Raw genomic sequence first — 15,918 nt, forward strand, 5'->3', positions numbered from 1 at the left:
ATGCGCCCCATCGCTGCCGTCATCAACCATTTGCTTGCCCAGGAACCGTGGGCGCAAGCCCGGCTGGTTGCGCATCGTGACAAGACCGCCTGCATTGATGCCGGCCTGACGCAACTGATGCTGACTGTAACCGGCGACGGCTTTCTCAAGAATGCCGATGAAAACGCCGTGCCGGCCGTGACGATTCATGTGAAATTGTCCGACGTGCCCCTGATTCTGGCTAACCGCGAGCGCGCCGTTTCTTACGTGAAGATCGAAGGCGACGCCGATTTCGCCAACGCCATTTCCCAGTTGAGCCAGTCGCTGCGCTGGGACGCCGAAGAAGACCTCAGCAAAGTGGTCGGCGACATCGCCGCCACGCGTATCGTTTCCGGCGCCAGATCGATGATCTCCGCCGCACAAACCACGCAAAAACAACTCGCCGAAAATGTCGCCGAATACTTTCTGGAAGAACAGCCGATGCTGATACGTCCTCACGTCATGACCGAATTTTCCAGCGACGTCGTCAAGCTGCGCGATGACCTCGAACGTCTGTCCAAGCGGATAGAGAAGCTGGAGCGTCGCTGATGCTGCTGCGTTCCCTGCGTCTGTTCAAGATCGTTCGCGTCGCGATCCGCTATGGCCTCGACGAAATTGCGATCTCCGGTTTCGACACGCCGCGCATCACCCGTTTTCTGAATGCTATTTTCTTCTGGCGCGACATCTCGACGCCGCGCGGCGAGCGTCTGCGCCGTGCGCTGGAAGACTTAGGACCGATCTTCGTCAAGTTCGGGCAAGTGCTCTCGACGCGCCGCGACTTGCTGCCGCTGGATATTGCCGATGAGCTGACTCGCCTGCAGGACCGCGTGCCGCCGTTCGACTCCGAGCTGGCCATTGCGCAGATTCAGAAGTCGCTCGGCGCCCATCCTGATGCCCTGTTCGCCACTTTTGATCGCACGCCGATCGCCTCGGCATCGATCGCCCAGGTGCATTTCGCCACGTTGAAAGACGGCACCGAAGTCGCCGTCAAAGTGCTGCGTCCGGGCATGCGCAACACCATCGATCACGACATCGGCCTGATGCATATCGCCGCCGACTGGGTTGAGCGCCTGTGGGCCGATGGTCGTCGCCTCAAGGCCAAAGAAGTGGTCGCCGAATTCGACAAATATCTGCACGACGAACTGGATCTGATGCGCGAAGCAGCCAACGCCAGTCAACTGCGCCGCAACTTCGCCAACTCCGATCTGCTGATGGTCCCTGAGATGTACTGGGACTATTGCTCCTCGTCCGTCATCGTCATGGAACGCATGCACGGCATTCCGATCGGGCAGACTGCGCGTCTGCTGGAAGAGGGCGTCGATCTGGAAAAACTGTCGCGCGATGGCGTCGAGATTTTCTTCACCCAAGTGTTTCGCGATGGTTTTTTCCACGCCGACATGCATCCGGGAAATATCCTGGTGTCGACGGCACCGGCCACGTTCGGCCGCTACATTGCGCTGGACTTCGGTATCGTCGGCACGCTGACCGACTTCGACAAGGATTATCTGTCGCAGAATTTCCTGGCATTCTTCCAGCGTGATTACAAGCGCGTGGCGGAAGCGCATATCGAGTCCGGCTGGGCGCCAAAGGAAACACGCGTCGACGAACTCGAAGCCGCCGTGCGCGCCTGCTGCGAACCGATCTTCGATCGTCCGTTGAAAGACATCTCGTTCGGCCAGGTGCTGTTGCGCCTGTTCCAGACCTCGCGCCGTTTCAATGTCGAAGTGCAGCCGCAGCTGGTGCTGCTGCAAAAGACCTTGCTCAACGTCGAAGGCCTCGGCCGCCAGCTCGATCCCGATCTCGATCTATGGAAGACCGCCAAGCCTTATCTGGAGCGCTGGATGAACGAACAGATCGGCTGGCGCGGTTTCGTGCAGCAACTGAAAATCGAAGTGCCGCGCTACAGCCGCCTGTTGCCGCAATTGCCACGGCTGGCGCATCAGGCGCTGACGATGGCGACCGAGAACAATCAGCATTCGCAGAATGCCGAGTTGCTCAAGAAGCTGGTGAGCGAGCAGCGCCGCACTAACATGCTGCTGGGCGTGATTGTGTACTTCGGCGGCGGCCTGATCGGCGGCATTATCGTGGTGCAGTTGCTCATTCATTTCCTGCGTTTTTAAACAGGACAATGAAGGCGGCCGCGTTTTTGCATGCATGAGCGCGGCCGGATGTTGAATCAATAGAAAAATAAATACAGACAGATACGGGACTGGAATGACAGCCGGACAAAATTCCTCGCGCGCGCATTGGTTGCCATTTATCGTGGCCGCGACCTTCTTCATGGAATACCTCGACACCACCATCATCGCCACGGCTCTGCCGCAGATGGCGCAGGCGTTCAAGGTGGGGCCGAATGAATTGAGTCTGGGCATGACCGCCTACATGCTGACGCTGGCGGTGTTTATTCCGATCAGCGGCTGGGTGGCGGATCGTCTCGGTTCGCGCACGGTGTTCGGCTCGGCGATTGTGATCTTTACGCTGGCGTCGGTGTTGTGCGGTATCTCCGGCAGCGTGTTCGAATTTACCGCTGCGCGCATCCTGCAAGGCATGGGCGGTGCGCTGATGGTGCCGGTCGGTCGTCTGATCGTGGTGCGCAACACCAGCAAGGATAAGCTGATGCAGGCGATCTCAACGATCACCTGGCCGGCGATTGTTGCGCCGGTAGTAGGGCCTTCTCTCGGTGGATTCATTACGACGTATTTTTCCTGGCACTGGATCTTCCTGATCAATGTGCCATTCGGCATCGCTGCGCTGATTGCGGTGGCGAAGCTGGTTCCCAATGAGCGCGGCACACAGCGCCGTCCGCTGGACATGGTCGGTTTCTTCCTCAGCGGCACGGCTCTGACCTCGCTGCTGTACGGCACCGAGCTGGCCAGCCATACCGAAACCAACCTGACCGTCGCGATTCTGTTCATTCTCGCGGGGATCGTGCTGGGCGTGTTTTCGTATCGCCACGGCATGCGCAGCGAACATCCTTTGCTCGACTACTCGACGCTGAAAGTACCGACCTTCAATGTCACCATCGTCGCCGGTTCCTTCACCCGCATCGGCATTGAGGCGGTGCCGTATCTGCTGCCGCTGCTGTTCCAGATCGGTTTTGGCCTGTCGGCTTTCCATTCGGGTTTGCTGCTGCTGGCCAGCGCGCTGGGCAATCTGGGCATGAAGATGTTCACCACGCGCGTGCTGCAGCGCTTCGGTTTCCGCCGCGTGGCGCTGAACAATGCGGCCATTGCCGGCGTGTTCGTGCTGGCGTGCGGCCTACTCACTGCGACTACCCCGGTGCCGGTGGTATTGATGACGATCTTCATTTATGGTTTATCGCGCTCGATGCAATTCACTACGCTGGCGACCCTGGCTTATGCGGATGTGAGTGAAGCGCAAAAGAGTGCAGCTTCAACCTTGTGGAGCGTGGCGCAGCAAATGACTATCGGTATGGGAATTGCGTTCGGCGCGCTGGCCTTGCGTATCGCGTCTTACTTCAACGGTGGGGCCGATCTTGCCAGCGGCGAAGCACATTTCTCGGTGGCCGATTTCCACTGGGCGTTTGCCATGGCGGGTGTGCTGACGCTGTGCTCGGCGCTCGGCTATCGGATGCTTGCGAAAGATGCCGGCAATAACCTCGGCGGCGGCGCGCGCGCCAACGCCAAGGGACGCTAAGCCGCTACACTGATTCGATGGCGGAGAAACGCCGCGCCAGTTCTTCGCGGCGGAAGTGTTCCACCACATAGTCGACGAACACGCGCGTCTTGGCCGGCAATAGCCGCGCTGCAGCGAAGTACAGCGCCAGCATGCCGCCGTCGACATACCAATCCGGCAGCACGCGCACCAGTGCGCCGCTCTTCATATACACCACCGCGTGCGGCATTGCAGTCAGAGTGATGCCCAGTCCCATTTGCGCGGCCTCGCATGCTGCATTCGGATCGCTCATCGTCATTTTGACTTTCAGATTGATGGGCGACTGCACGCCGTCGTGGTTGCGCAAGGTCCAGGCGCGGATGCGGCCGGTCTGCGGCGAGCGGATCAGGATGCCGTCGTGCTGTTCCAGATCGCCGGGTGTATTGATCGCAGGGCGTTGCGCCAGATAGGCCGGAGAAGCCAGCAACACCCGATGCGCCGGCGCCAGCTCGCGCGCGACGATACCGGGCGGCAGCTCGATGCCGCCGCCAATCGCGGCATCAAAACCTTCCGTAATCAGATCGACTGGGCGGTTATCGAAATGCCAGTCCGGCGAGATGGCCGGGTAGCGCTCCAGAAATCCACTCAGCAGCGGCACGATGTATTCGCGTCCGAAACCTGTTCCCATGCTGACCTTCAACACTCCAGCCGGCTGGCCGCCTGCGCTGGCCAGGTTGGCGACCGCGCTCTGGATGCTGGACAGGCCGCCGCTGACTTCTTGCAGAAACCGTTCGCCGGCCTCGGTCAGGCGCAGGCTGCGCGTGCTGCGCTGGAACAGCCGCACGCCCAGATTGGACTCCAGCCGGGCGACGTTCTTCCCGACGGCGGCAGAGGTCAGGCCGAGCCGCCGCGCGGCTGCGGAGAAGCTGCCGGCCTCGGCAGAGGCAACAAAACATTCAATGCTGGTGAGAGATTCCATCTACCTATTTTAAACATAATGTTTAAAAAGAAGATAGTGATTGCCATCTAGTTTAAACATAATCGCTACCCCATACTTCATTCCAAGCCAAACGGAATTCGATACCAACCCCAGGAAACCGTAGGCCATACGTTCATTCTTTCTTATCCAAACAAGGAGCAATATCATGACTGCAAACATCAACACCAATCTGACCCTGTCCAACAAAGTTGCCTTCGTGCAAGGCGGGTCGCGCGGCATCGGCGCCGCCATCGTCAAGCGCCTGGTGCGCGAAGGCGCGATCGTCGCCTTCACCTATGTCAGCTCGCCCGACAAGGCGCAGGCACTGGTCACCGAAGTCGAAGCCAAAGGCGGTCGCGCACTGGCGATCCAGGCTGACAGCTCGGACACAGCAGCACTGCAACAAGCGATTCGCATCGCCGCCGAAACCTTCGGTCGCCTCGATATTCTGGTCAACAATGCCGGCGTGCTGGCGCTGGGCTCAGTCGAGGAGTTCAAGCTGGAAGATCTGGATCGCACACTCGCCGTCAACGTGCGCAGTGTGTTCGTGGCGACGCAGGAGGCAGTGCGTTTCATGGGTGAAGGCGGCCGCATCATCACCATCGGCAGCACCAACGCCGACCGTATGCCGTTCGCCGGCGGCGCCGTGTACGCCATGAGCAAGTCGGCCATCGTCGGCCTGACCAAAGGTTTGTCACGCGATCTCGGTCCACGCGGCATCACCGTCAACAACGTACAGCCTGGTCCGGTCGACACCGACATGAATCCCGCCGACAGTGATTTTGCTGAAACGCTGAAGGGTTTGATGTCTTTGCCACGTTACGGCAAGGCTGAGGAAGTCGCCAGCTTCGTGGCATATCTGGCCGGTCCGGAGGCGGGCTACATCACCGGTGCAAGTCTGATGATCGACGGCGGCTTCTCGGCTTGATGTTTCGCCGGTCTTAACGGCAAAAAAGCCGTCGTCCCAGCGAAAGCTGGGACCCAGTGTCGTTATTTGCGCATATCAAACTCATGTGCTCGCAATGATAGTCACTGGGTCCTGACTTTCGTCAGGGACGACGGCTTTTCTATTTGGGCTCGTTTGTGTGCGACTGAGGTTCAGGCAAACAAGCGCGCCAGTTCAACACCCGGTTCCGGTGCGCGCATGAAGGCTTCGCCGACCAGAAAGGCATTGACGTTGGCGTCGCGCATACGCTTGACGTCTTCCGGTGTGGCGATAGCCGATTCGGTGACGACCAGCTTTTCCGACGGAATGCGCGGCAGCAGGTTCAGCGTGGTGTCCAGCGTGGTTTCAAAAGTGCGCAGGTTGCGGTTGTTGATGCCCAGCAGCGCAGTCTTCAGTTTCAGTGCTGCGTCGAGCTCGACGCCGTCATGCACTTCTACCAGTACACTCATGCCGAGCTCGTGCGCGCAGGCTTCGAGTTCGGCCATCAGGCCGTGATCGAGCGCAGCGACAATCAGCAGAATCGCGTCGGCACCCCACGAGCGCGCTTCGTAGACCTGATACAGATCCATCATGAAGTCCTTGCGCAGCACCGGCAGCGTGCAGGCGGCGCGCGCCTGCTTGAGATATTCCGGCGCACCCTGGAAGAATTGCACGTCGGTCAGCACCGACAGGCAGGCAGCGCCGTGAGTGGCGTAGCTGGCAGCGATCTCGGCCGGTTTGAAATCGGGGCGAATCACGCCCTTGGAGGGCGAGGCTTTTTTGACTTCGGCGATGATGCCTGCATGGCCTGCGGCGATCTTGCTGCGCACGCTGGCTTCGAAGCCGCGCAATTGCGCGCGTGCTTCGGTATCGGATTCAACGTCGCGACGCAGGCTGGCGAGGTCGCGGTGTTTTTTCGCCGCTTTAACTTCGTCAGCTTTGACGTCGAGGATCTTGTTGAGGATGTCAGACATAAATATTCCTTGGTTGCTGCTTATTTAAATTTCTTGCTTGCGTTGCTCATTTACGTTGCTTATTTACGTTGATCAATGGCAAGCCGAACCGCCAGTGCGCCCAGCGTCAGTCCCATGACATAGCGCTGCGCCCGCATCCATCCCGGATTGTTCGAAAAGAACCCGGCAATGGCGCTGGCGGTCAGGATCAGCAAGCCGTTGACGACGAAGCTGACGGTGATCTGCGTGACACCCAGTGTCAGGCTTTGCAGCATGACATGGCCATGTTCGGGGTGAATGAACTGCGGCAAAAAGGACATGTAAAACATCGCTGCCTTGGGATTGAGCAGATTCGTCAGAAATCCCATCCGGAACAAGGTCGCATTGCTGTCGTGCGGCAGGTTCTGCGTCTGGAACGGCGAGGCGCCGCCCGGCTTGAGCGCATTCCACGCCATCCACAACAAATAGGCTGCGCCGAGATATTTGATCAGGTCATAGGCGAGCGGCACGGCCAAAAACAACGCCGTCAGGCCGAACGTGGCCGCCAGCATGTGGACGATGAAACCGGTCGCCACGCCGAGCAGTGAAATCATGCCCGCGGCACGCCCCTGGCAGATCGAGCGCGACACGCAATACATCATGTTGGGACCGGGCGTGAGCACTAACACCAACGCCGCTAGCGCAAAAATCATCAGGTCGTTCAGAGGAATCATGGCGTGCGCCTTTCGTCGGTGAAAGATTAGTGTTTGCCGCCCAATTGCCGCGTCACGTTCACGAATTGCTCGACCTTGGCCAGCGCTGCGCCGGAGGCGATGGTTGTGCGCGCCTTGTTCAAGCCGTCTTCGATCGATGTCGCGACGCCTGCTGCATACAGCGCCGTACCGGCATTGATGGCGACGATGTCGTGCACCGGACCCGGTACGCCTTTGAGTGCTTCGAAAATCTTTTCCTTCGACTCGGTCGCGTTGGCGACTTGCAGGTTGCGGCTGGCGAACATGCTCATGCCGAAATCTTCCGGATGGATTTCGTACTCACGGATTTCGCCGTTGACCAGCTCGCCGATCATGGTGGCGCCGCCCAGCGTGACTTCATCCAGATTGTCGCGGCCCCAGACCACGACCGCGTGTTGCGCACCCAGGCGTTGCAGCACGCGCACCTGGATGCCGACCAGATCCGGATGGAACACGCCCATCAGGATGTTCGGCGCACCGGCGGGGTTGGTCAGCGGGCCGAGGATGTTGAAGATGGTGCGTACGCCCAATTCCTTGCGTACCGGCGCGGCGTGTTTCATCGCGGCGTGGTGGTTGGGTGCGAACATGAAGCCGATGCCGGTCTGGGCGATCGATTGGGCGACTTGTTCCGGTTGCAGGTTGATGTCGGCGCCCAGCGCTTCGAGCACATCGGCGCTGCCCGACGACGACGACACGCTGCGGCCGCCGTGTTTGGCGACGCGCGCGCCGGCGGCTGCAGCGACGAACATCGACGCCGTGGAGATATTAAAAGTGTGCGCACCGTCGCCGCCGGTGCCGACGATGTCGAGCAGCTTGCTGGTGTCGGCCATCGGCACCTTGGTGGCGAACTCGCGCATGACCTGCGCGGCGGCGGCGATTTCGCCGATGCTTTCCTTCTTGACGCGCAGGCCCATGGTGAGCGCGGCGATCATTACGGGCGACATCTCGCCGCTCATGATCTGACGGAACAGCGTCAGCATTTCGTCGTGGAAAATTTCGCGGTGCTCGATGCAACGCAGCAAGGCTTCTTGTGGCGTGATGGACATAATGGTTTCCCCGGATGGTGTGATCAGCGTACCGTCTGCGCTCATGAGCGCGCGGCGCCGGTCAGGAAGTTTTTCAGCAAGGCATGGCCGTATTCGGACAGGATCGATTCGGGGTGGAATTGCACGCCCTGCAAATCGAATTCCTTGTGGCGCACGCCCATGATTTCACCATCGTCGGTCCATGCAGTGACTTCGAGGCAATCGGGCAGCGAGGCGCGTTCGATGGCCAGCGAGTGATAGCGGATCACGGTGTAAGGGCTGGGGATATCCTTGAAGACGCCGACGCCGGTATGGGCGATCTTCGATGTCTTGCCGTGCATGACTTGCTTGGCGCGCACCACATTGCCGCCGAAGGCTTCGCCGATGGCCTGATGGCCGAGACAGACACCCAGGATGGGCAGCTTGCCGGAGAAATGCCTGAGCAGGTCGATGCAGATGCCGGCTTCTTTCGGGCTGCACGGGCCTGGCGATAGGCAGATGCGTTCGGGATTGAGTTTTTCGATTTCGGCTAGCGTGATCTCATCGTTGCGGATGGTCAGCACTTCTTCACCGAGCTCGCCGAAATACTGGACGATGTTGTAGGTGAAGGAATCGTAGTTGTCGATCATCAGCAGCATTTAGATTTCTCCATCCAGTCCGTCTTGCACTTGTTCGGCAGCGCGCAGTACGGCACGCGCCTTGTTTTCGGTTTCTTCCCATTCCATTTCCGGCACCGAATCGGCAACGATGCCGGCTGCGGCTTGCACATAGAGCGTGCCGTCCTTGATGACGCCGGTGCGGATCGCGATCGCGACATCCATCTCGCCGCCGAACGACAGGTAGCCGCAGGCGCCGCCGTAGATGCCGCGCTTGGTTGGTTCGAGTTCGTCGATGATTTCCATCGCGCGCACTTTAGGCGCACCCGACAGCGTGCCGGCGGGGAAGGTGGCTTTCAGCACGTCCAGATTCGACAAGCCGGGTTTGAGCAAGCCTTCGACATTGGAGACGATGTGCTGCACGTGGGAATATTTTTCGATGACCATCTGGTCGGTGACCTTGACGCTGCCGGTAGTGGCGATGCGGCCGATGTCGTTGCGCGCCAGATCGATCAGCATGACGTGTTCGGCGATTTCTTTCGGATCGGCCAGCAGTTCGGTGGCCAGTTGGGCGTCGCGTTCCGGTGTGGAGCCGCGTGGGCGGGTGCCGGCCAGCGGACGGATGGTGATCTTCTTTTGCGCTTCGCCGTCGGAAGTCTGGCCGATGGTTTCGTTTCGAACGAGAATTTCCGGTGAGGCGCCGACGATCTGCATATCGCCGAAGTTGTAGAAGTACATGTACGGCGAGGGGTTCAGCGAACGCAGCGCGCGGTACAACATCAGCGGTGAATCGACATAGGATTTCTTCAGGCGCTGACCGATCTGGACCTGCATCAGATCGCCGGCCATGACGTATTCCTTGGCCTTGGCGACCGCCTTCAGGTATTCATCCTTGGGGAATTCTCGGACAGTTTCGGTGCGCACCGAACCGCTGGTGACTGGCGCATCGGCGGCACGGCGCAGCATGGCGCGCAGGTCTTTCAGGCGCTGGCGGCCTTTGCTGAAGGCTTCTGGTTGCGACGGATCGGTGTAGACGATGAGGTAAAGCTTGCCGGAGAGATTGTCGATGACGGCCAATTCTTCGGTAACGAGTAATTGGATGTCGGGCAGGCCGAGGTCGTCTTTCGGTGCGCTGTCGGCCAGGCGCTTCTCGATGTAGCGCACGGCGTCGTAGCCGAAGTAGCCGGCCAGGCCGCCACAGAAGCGCGGCATGCCGGGGCGGATCGCGACTTTGTAGCGCGACTGGAATTCGGCGATGAACTCGAGTGCATTGCCTTCCAGCGATTCGATGACCTTGTCGTTTTTCAGGACTTCGATCTTGTTGCCGAAGCTGCGCAGCTTGGTCGTGGCCGGCAGGCCGATGAAGGAGTAGCGGCCGAAGCGTTCGCCGCCGACTACCGATTCCAGCAGGAAGGTGTTCTTGCCGGCATTCTGGGTTTGCGCCAGTTTGAGGTAGAGCGTCAGCGGAGTTTCCAGATCGGCGAAGGCTTCGGCGATCAACGGAATGCGGTTATAGCCTTGCGAGGCCAGCGATTTGAATTCGAGTTCGGTCATCGTTTCTCTCCAGGACCGCTATTGTAAGACGGCTTGCGGATTGCAGGACGACTTGAAGCGTCCTGGCATGCGCGTGCCGACGATAGCGGTATTTAAACAGGGGTGTTGTTGCAAAAAACTCGCTGGTTGCGCGGGAAGGGAGCGGCCAGCAGCTGACGTGGGTTAGTTAGCCCAGGATTGCCAGCGTCGCCACAGCCAGGCCTCAGGGGCGGCTGATTTGTTGGCGTTGAGTTTTTTGTTGAGAAACATTTGTCAGTGGTCTTTAGATAATGACTACGCTAATGCTTAAGAAATTTGGTGCGCTGCATCCAGCAGCGTTGGAACTATACCATCGGAATCGACATTGTGTATAGGTTCGCCGTGATTGTAGCCGTAAGGCACGTTCAGCACCCGGCAACCCGCAGCCCGGGCGGCTTGCGCGTCGTTGGACGAATCGCCGATGGCGACCACTTGTGACGGTTGCAGGGAAAAATCTGCACAAACCTGCAGCAAAGGCAGGGGATCCGGTTTCTTTTTCGGCAAGGAATCGCCGCCGTAGATGACGTCAAAATAGGGATACAGGCCCTTTTTATCCATAAGCGGCAGGGCGAAGGCGATCGGCTTGTTGGTCACGCAGGCCAGGCGCAGTCCCTTGGCCTTGAGCGCCTGCAAGCCCTCGATCACGTTCGGATAAAGCGTGGCGTAATCGCCGTTGATGGCGAGGTAATGCTCCTGATAGGACGCCAGGGCCTCTTCAAAGCGCTGTTCCACACCGTCTTCGTCATAATCGACGGCCAGCACGCGGCGCATCAGGTTTTCCGATCCCTTGCCGACAAAATTGACGATGGTTTGCATCGCCAGCGGCCCCAGGCCCAGATCGGCGCGCATGCGGTTGACGGCGACGTGGAAATCCGGCGCGGTGTCGAGCATGGTGCCGTCGAGGTCGATGATGGCGGCTTTGATATTGTCGAGCATGGGATCTTCTTTGTTCTACTTCGGATAACTACGGTTTATTTGGCCAGTTCGCCGCGCATGGCGTCAATCACCGCCTTGTAGTCCGGCTTGCCGAAGATGGCGGAGCCTGCCACGAAGGTGTCGGCGCCGGCCTTGGCGGCTGCGGCGATGTTCTCGATTTTGATGCCGCCGTCGACTTCCAGCATGATGTCGCGGCCGGATTCATCGATGCGGCGGCGCACTGCCGCGATTTTCTTCAGCGCTTCAGGAATGAAAGACTGGCCGCCGAAGCCCGGATTGACGGACATGATCAAAATGATATCGATCTTGTCCATCACATGATCGAGGAAATGCAGCGGCGTGCCGGGATTGAACACCAGGCCGGCCTTGCAGCCGTTGTCGCGGATCAGTTGCAGCGAACGGTCGATGTGTTCCGAGCCTTCAGGATGGAAGGTGATGATATTGGCGCCAGCCTTGGCGAAGTCGGGAATGATGCGATCCACCGGCTTGACCATCAGATGCACGTCAATCGGTACCTGCACATGCGGGCGGATTGCTTCGCATACCAGCGGTCCGATCGTCAGGTTGGGAACATAATGGTTGTCCATCACGTCGAAGTGGATAATGTCGGCGCCGGCAGCGACGACATTGCGGACTTCTTCGCCCAGACGGGCGAAATCGGCGGACAGGATACTGGGGGCGATACGGTAGTTAGGCATGGCGATATGGCTCTGGTAGGGCGATGGTGCGATTAAAGATGCGCTATTTTACCCGTTCGCCGCGCCCCGGTTTTGTTGCAAGCCTTGCACTTGCGGTTGTTTTCGTGTGGAATGGGCCTGGCTTTTTACAAAATCGAGGAAATCCGCATGGCAACGTATGAGTTTACGGTGACGGTCAAGACGCAGTACCTGGAAGAGCAATCCGACCCGGCACGTTCACATTATGTGTTTGCCTACGCGATCACCATCGTCAATACCGGACAGGTGCCTGCCCAGCTGATTTCGCGCCATTGGATCATCACCGACGCCAACAATCACACGGAAGAAGTGCGTGGATTGGGCGTGGTGGGGCATCAGCCGTTCCTGCAGCCGGGGGAGCAGTTCGAGTACACCAGCGGGACGTCGCTGAAGACGCCGCAGGGCTCGATGCACGGAGAGTATTTCTGCGTCGCCGAGGATGGCGAGCAATTCGACGTGAAGATTCCGGAATTTATCCTGTCGCTGCCACGCACGCTGCACTAAGCGTTGAGCTTAGTGGTGCCACATTAAGCGTTCAAGCCTGATTGTCGTCTTTCTTATCGCTTGGATTTTTTGTCTGAACGGGGTGATCCGGCTTGCGTCCGGAAAACATGGTCCACCAGACGATGAATACGAAGATAAAGAAGGCGCCGCCGGCTTCGAGTATTAACCACCACATTTTCACGTTTCCTCAATGTCACTTATCCAAAAGAGCTCTCGCACCAGTTTACCTGCATTAGCCGTCATCGTCGCTTTATGTCTCGCAGCCTGCACGACGACGCGTCCGCTCCCGCCGGTGACGCCGACTCCTCCCACCAAACCGACGACACCGACAACGCCGGCAACGTCTGAAGCGCAGACGCTGCAGCGAAGCACGTTCGCCGCCATGCCGGGCTGGGATCGCGACGAAGTGCGTGAAGCCTGGCCGGCTTTCCTGACTTCTTGCCAGACGCTGGTTCGCCGCCCCGAGTGGAAAAACGCGTGTACCACCGCACGCCAGGTCAATGCCAGCGACGAAGGCGCCATCCGCGCGTTCTTTGAGTCCGGCTTTACGCCCTACAAGGTATTCAATCCCGACGGCAGCGATACCGGTCTGGTCACCGGCTACTACGAACCCCTGCTGCGCGGATCGCGCAAACGCGGCGGGCCGTATCAGACGCCTCTCTACAAGGCTCCGGATGATTTGCTGACGATCGATCTGGCAAGTCTCTATCCGGAACTGAAGAACATGCGGTTGCGCGGCCGCGTGGTCGGCAATAAGGTCGTTCCTTACTTTTCGCGCGCCGAGCTGTTGCAGTCGGGCGCACTGAATGGCAAGGAGCTGGTCTGGGTGGATGACCCGGTGGAAGCCTTCTTCCTGCAGGTGCAAGGCTCCGGTCGCGTGATTCTGGATGGTTCGCAAGAGACGGTGCGTCTGGCCTACGCCGATCAGAACGGCTATCCCTACAAGTCCATCGGACGTTATCTGGTGGACAAGGGCGAAATGACGCTGTCGCAGGCTTCGGCGCAGGGCATCAAGGCTTGGGTGATTGCCAATCCGTCGCGCCAGAATGAGCTGTTGAACGCGAATCCCAGCTACATTTTCTTCAAAGAAGAGAAAGTCGGGGATCCCTCGAAGGGCCCGAACGGCGCGATGGGCTTGCCGTTGACCGGCCAGCGCTCAATTGCGGTCGATCGCCAGCATATTCCTCTGGGCGCGCCGGTGTTTTTAGCGACGACACAGCCGAATAGCGATGCGCCTCTGCAGCGCCTTGTGCTGGCGCAAGACACCGGTGGTGCGATTCGTGGTGCGGTTCGGGCGGATTACTTCTGGGGTTTTGGCAATGAAGCAGGCGAAAAGGCCGGCGCCATGAAGCAGCGCGGAATGATGTGGGTGTTGTTGCCGAATCCCTGAGTTGTCTTGTTTGAGCCACTTATATAAGAGGTTCGATGTCTTTTAGTGCCTCTAATAAATACAATGCTGTGTAGCGTATAAAGAAAACCCGGCTTGCCTGTATAGAGCAAGCCGGGTTTTTTATTGGGAGAAGCTTTATGTTGATTAACGCAGGACCAGCACAGGGATGGAAGCGTGGGCCAGCACTTTTTGCGTCTTGCTTCCAAGAAATAATCTGCTGAGCCCGCTGCGGCCGTGAGACGCCATGAAAATCACGTCGCAATTAAATTTCTTGGCGGCGTTGACGATTTCCTCGTCCGGGGCGAACGACAGGACCGTGGTCGTTTCGCAATCTACGCCGGCAGCTTGGGCGGCGTCGGAGATTTTCTTCACGTTTTGTTCGGCGAGGGTGCGGACGTTCTCTTCATATATGCCGGGATCGATTGCCATGGAGCTTTCGGCCAGGGGCGAGAACGGATAGGGCTCTGCGACTGAAATCCCGATGATCCTGGATTTGCAATGCTGCGCGTAGTCGATGGCGTTGGCGATAGCCTTGTCCGAGCGCTCCGATCCATCCGTGGGTACAAGAATGGTCTTGAACATGTGATCCTCCTTTGTTGTGGTGAAGGGGGTGCTATCAGTATAGGCTCAGACCTCGAGGGAGCGAACTAATTCCTTGCGGCCCTTTGATCTTGCGCAAGTTTCATTGGCGGTACAATCAGCGGAGCAAGAATATTTCACTTCCGTGCTACCCCTATAGAGAGGAGACAAGATGAGTTACGAAAACATTTTGACCGAGACACAAGGCAAAGTCGGCGTTATCCGCTTAAATCGCCCGAAAGCACTCAATGCGCTGAATGACCAGTTAATGATCGAGTTGGGCGAAGCCTTGCTGGCGTTCGACGCCGACGAAGCACTGGGTTGTATCGTCATTACCGGTAGCGAGAAGGCATTCGCCGCCGGTGCCGACATCACCGTCATGGCTGGCTATAACTACATGGATGTGTTCAAGGGGGAGTTCATTACACGCAACTGGGAAACCATTCGTCGCGTGCGCAAGCCGGTGATTGCTGCCGTGGCGGGTTACGCTCTGGGTGGCGGCTGCGAACTGGCCATGATGTGCGATTTCATTATTGCTGCGGATACTGCCAAGTTTGGCCAGCCCGAGGTGAAGCTGGGCATCGTTCCCGGTGCTGGCGGGACACAGCGCCTGCCGCGCGCAGTTTCAAAGGCCAAGGCGATGGACTTATGTCTGACCGGTCGCATGATGGATGCACAGGAAGCTGAGCGCGCGGGCCTGGTATCACGCGTCGTTGCCGCAGACAAGCTGATGGACGAAGCGCTGGCTGCTGCCATCACGATTGCCGACATGTCACAGCCCGTGGTGGCTATGATCAAGGACTCGGTGAATCGTGCATACGAATCGACGCTGTCCGAAGGCATCAAATATGAGCGCGCGATGTTCTACAGCTGCTTCGCTACCGAAGATCAGACGGAAGGCATGAAAGCGTTCATGGAGAAACGTCCACCGAACTTCAAGAACCAATAATCTGCCGTTCTGGTTTAGGTAAAAAACTAAGCCCATCCCGTCAGGGATGGGCTTAGTGCTTTTGGGTTTGACTTTTGTTTGCGCTGTAATCCAGTGCTGGCAGGGGTTTTCGGGGGATGGTAGAAGAAACCTCAAATAATTTCGCAAAAGGGGTTGCGGTATTGGTGAGAGCTTTGCTATAGTTCGCCTCCCCGCTGATTCAGCGATGCAGCAAGCCGCAAGGCAGCGCAGATTTGAAGAGGGTGAGGGAAGTAAAACAGGTTTTTGGAAGTGAGAAGTTGCAGTAAGAATTTTTAGTGAAGCGTTAAAAAAGTTGTTGACGCAAATTAAAAAACACTACATAATCTCGTTTCTCTGCTGCTGACAAACAAAACGATTTGTTAGCGACGCAAGCGGTAGTCAATACGGCGGCGAAGCAGTCAAGGTTCTT

The 15,918-nt window shown here is 58.3% G+C and carries 17 protein-coding genes; 7 read left to right on the top strand and 10 right to left on the bottom strand.

Annotated elements, in window-relative coordinates:
- From AC1RN6_RS09015 to AC1RN6_RS09025, 3 genes are all read left to right on the top strand, one after another.
- On the top strand, positions 1–567 hold the full coding sequence (locus AC1RN6_RS09015) for a ubiquinone biosynthesis accessory factor UbiJ (RefSeq protein ID WP_493004769.1): 567 nt from the start codon (positions 1–3) through the stop codon (positions 565–567).
- Positions 567–2,138 carry a ubiquinone biosynthesis regulatory protein kinase UbiB gene (gene ubiB / locus AC1RN6_RS09020; RefSeq protein WP_493004696.1) on the top strand — a complete coding sequence of 524 codons (1,572 nt, stop codon included), beginning with the start codon at positions 567–569 and terminating at the stop codon, positions 2,136–2,138. The genes AC1RN6_RS09015 and ubiB overlap by 1 nt, the downstream gene beginning before the upstream one ends.
- A 94-nt stretch (positions 2,139–2,232) precedes the next feature.
- Complete coding sequence (locus tag AC1RN6_RS09025; protein WP_493004698.1) at positions 2,233–3,675, top strand: DHA2 family efflux MFS transporter permease subunit; 1,443 nt, start codon at positions 2,233–2,235, stop codon at positions 3,673–3,675.
- 4 nt (positions 3,676–3,679) lie between these two features.
- Here AC1RN6_RS09025 and AC1RN6_RS09030 read toward each other — a convergent pair whose 3' ends face one another.
- A complete protein-coding gene (locus AC1RN6_RS09030) occupies positions 3,680–4,612 on the bottom strand; it encodes a LysR family transcriptional regulator (protein WP_493004700.1) in 933 nt (310 codons plus the stop codon).
- Positions 4,613–4,778: 166 nt separating this feature from the next.
- On the opposite strand from AC1RN6_RS09030, the gene AC1RN6_RS09035 reads away from it, so the two are divergent.
- Positions 4,779–5,540 (top strand): 3-oxoacyl-ACP reductase family protein, encoded by a 762-nt coding sequence (locus tag AC1RN6_RS09035; RefSeq protein WP_493004702.1) that lies wholly within the window; start codon positions 4,779–4,781, stop codon positions 5,538–5,540.
- A 170-nt stretch (positions 5,541–5,710) separates the two neighbouring features.
- On the opposite strand, the gene trpC is transcribed toward AC1RN6_RS09035, so the two are convergent.
- The 7 genes from trpC to rpe all read right to left on the bottom strand — a co-directional run bounded on the left by trpC (position 5,711) and on the right by rpe (position 12,048).
- Positions 5,711–6,511: an indole-3-glycerol phosphate synthase TrpC gene (trpC, locus tag AC1RN6_RS09040; RefSeq protein WP_493004704.1), complete on the bottom strand. Its 801-nt coding sequence runs from the start codon at positions 6,509–6,511 to the stop codon at positions 5,711–5,713.
- Positions 6,512–6,570: 59 nt separating this feature from the next.
- On the bottom strand, positions 6,571–7,203 hold the full coding sequence (locus tag AC1RN6_RS09045; protein WP_493004706.1) for a LysE family translocator: 633 nt from the start codon (positions 7,201–7,203) through the stop codon (positions 6,571–6,573).
- Positions 7,204–7,229: 26 nt separating this feature from the next.
- Positions 7,230–8,267: an anthranilate phosphoribosyltransferase gene (trpD, locus tag AC1RN6_RS09050; protein ID WP_493004770.1), complete on the bottom strand. Its 1,038-nt coding sequence runs from the start codon at positions 8,265–8,267 to the stop codon at positions 7,230–7,232.
- A gap of 41 nt (positions 8,268–8,308) precedes the next feature.
- Entirely contained in the window at positions 8,309–8,884 is a 576-nt protein-coding gene (locus tag AC1RN6_RS09055; RefSeq protein ID WP_493004708.1) for an anthranilate synthase component II, read from the bottom strand.
- The gene (gene trpE / locus AC1RN6_RS09060) at positions 8,885–10,396 is read right to left on the bottom strand and encodes an anthranilate synthase component I (protein ID WP_053195101.1); all 1,512 of its coding nucleotides are present in this window, start codon (positions 10,394–10,396) and stop codon (positions 8,885–8,887) included. It lies immediately after the preceding gene.
- A 285-nt stretch (positions 10,397–10,681) separates the two neighbouring features.
- Complete coding sequence (locus AC1RN6_RS09065; protein WP_116436396.1) at positions 10,682–11,350, bottom strand: phosphoglycolate phosphatase; 669 nt, start codon at positions 11,348–11,350, stop codon at positions 10,682–10,684.
- A 35-nt stretch (positions 11,351–11,385) separates the two neighbouring features.
- The gene (gene rpe, locus AC1RN6_RS09070; protein ID WP_493004711.1) at positions 11,386–12,048 is read right to left on the bottom strand and encodes a ribulose-phosphate 3-epimerase; all 663 of its coding nucleotides are present in this window, start codon (positions 12,046–12,048) and stop codon (positions 11,386–11,388) included.
- 147 nt (positions 12,049–12,195) lie between these two features.
- On the opposite strand from rpe, the gene apaG reads away from it, so the two are divergent.
- A complete protein-coding gene (gene apaG, locus AC1RN6_RS09075; RefSeq protein WP_094566138.1) occupies positions 12,196–12,570 on the top strand; it encodes a Co2+/Mg2+ efflux protein ApaG in 375 nt (124 codons plus the stop codon).
- A gap of 31 nt (positions 12,571–12,601) precedes the next feature.
- Here the strand turns inward: apaG and AC1RN6_RS09080 are convergent, their stop codons facing one another.
- Positions 12,602–12,745, bottom strand: coding sequence for a hypothetical protein (locus AC1RN6_RS09080; RefSeq protein WP_493004713.1), 144 nt, complete (start codon positions 12,743–12,745; stop codon positions 12,602–12,604).
- A 15-nt stretch (positions 12,746–12,760) separates the two neighbouring features.
- Between AC1RN6_RS09080 and mltA the strand changes: the two genes are divergently transcribed.
- Entirely contained in the window at positions 12,761–13,960 is a 1,200-nt protein-coding gene (mltA, locus tag AC1RN6_RS09085; RefSeq protein ID WP_493004715.1) for a murein transglycosylase A, read from the top strand.
- Between the two features lie 144 nt (positions 13,961–14,104).
- Here the strand turns inward: mltA and AC1RN6_RS09090 are convergent, their stop codons facing one another.
- Positions 14,105–14,542, bottom strand: coding sequence for a universal stress protein (locus tag AC1RN6_RS09090; RefSeq protein WP_493004716.1), 438 nt, complete (start codon positions 14,540–14,542; stop codon positions 14,105–14,107).
- A gap of 169 nt (positions 14,543–14,711) precedes the next feature.
- On the opposite strand from AC1RN6_RS09090, the gene AC1RN6_RS09095 reads away from it, so the two are divergent.
- Positions 14,712–15,488 (top strand): enoyl-CoA hydratase, encoded by a 777-nt coding sequence (locus AC1RN6_RS09095; RefSeq protein WP_493004718.1) that lies wholly within the window; start codon positions 14,712–14,714, stop codon positions 15,486–15,488.
- Positions 15,489–15,918: the final 430 nt, after the last annotated feature.

The organism is Herbaspirillum sp. GW822-FHT03A08 (assembly GCF_058801885.1).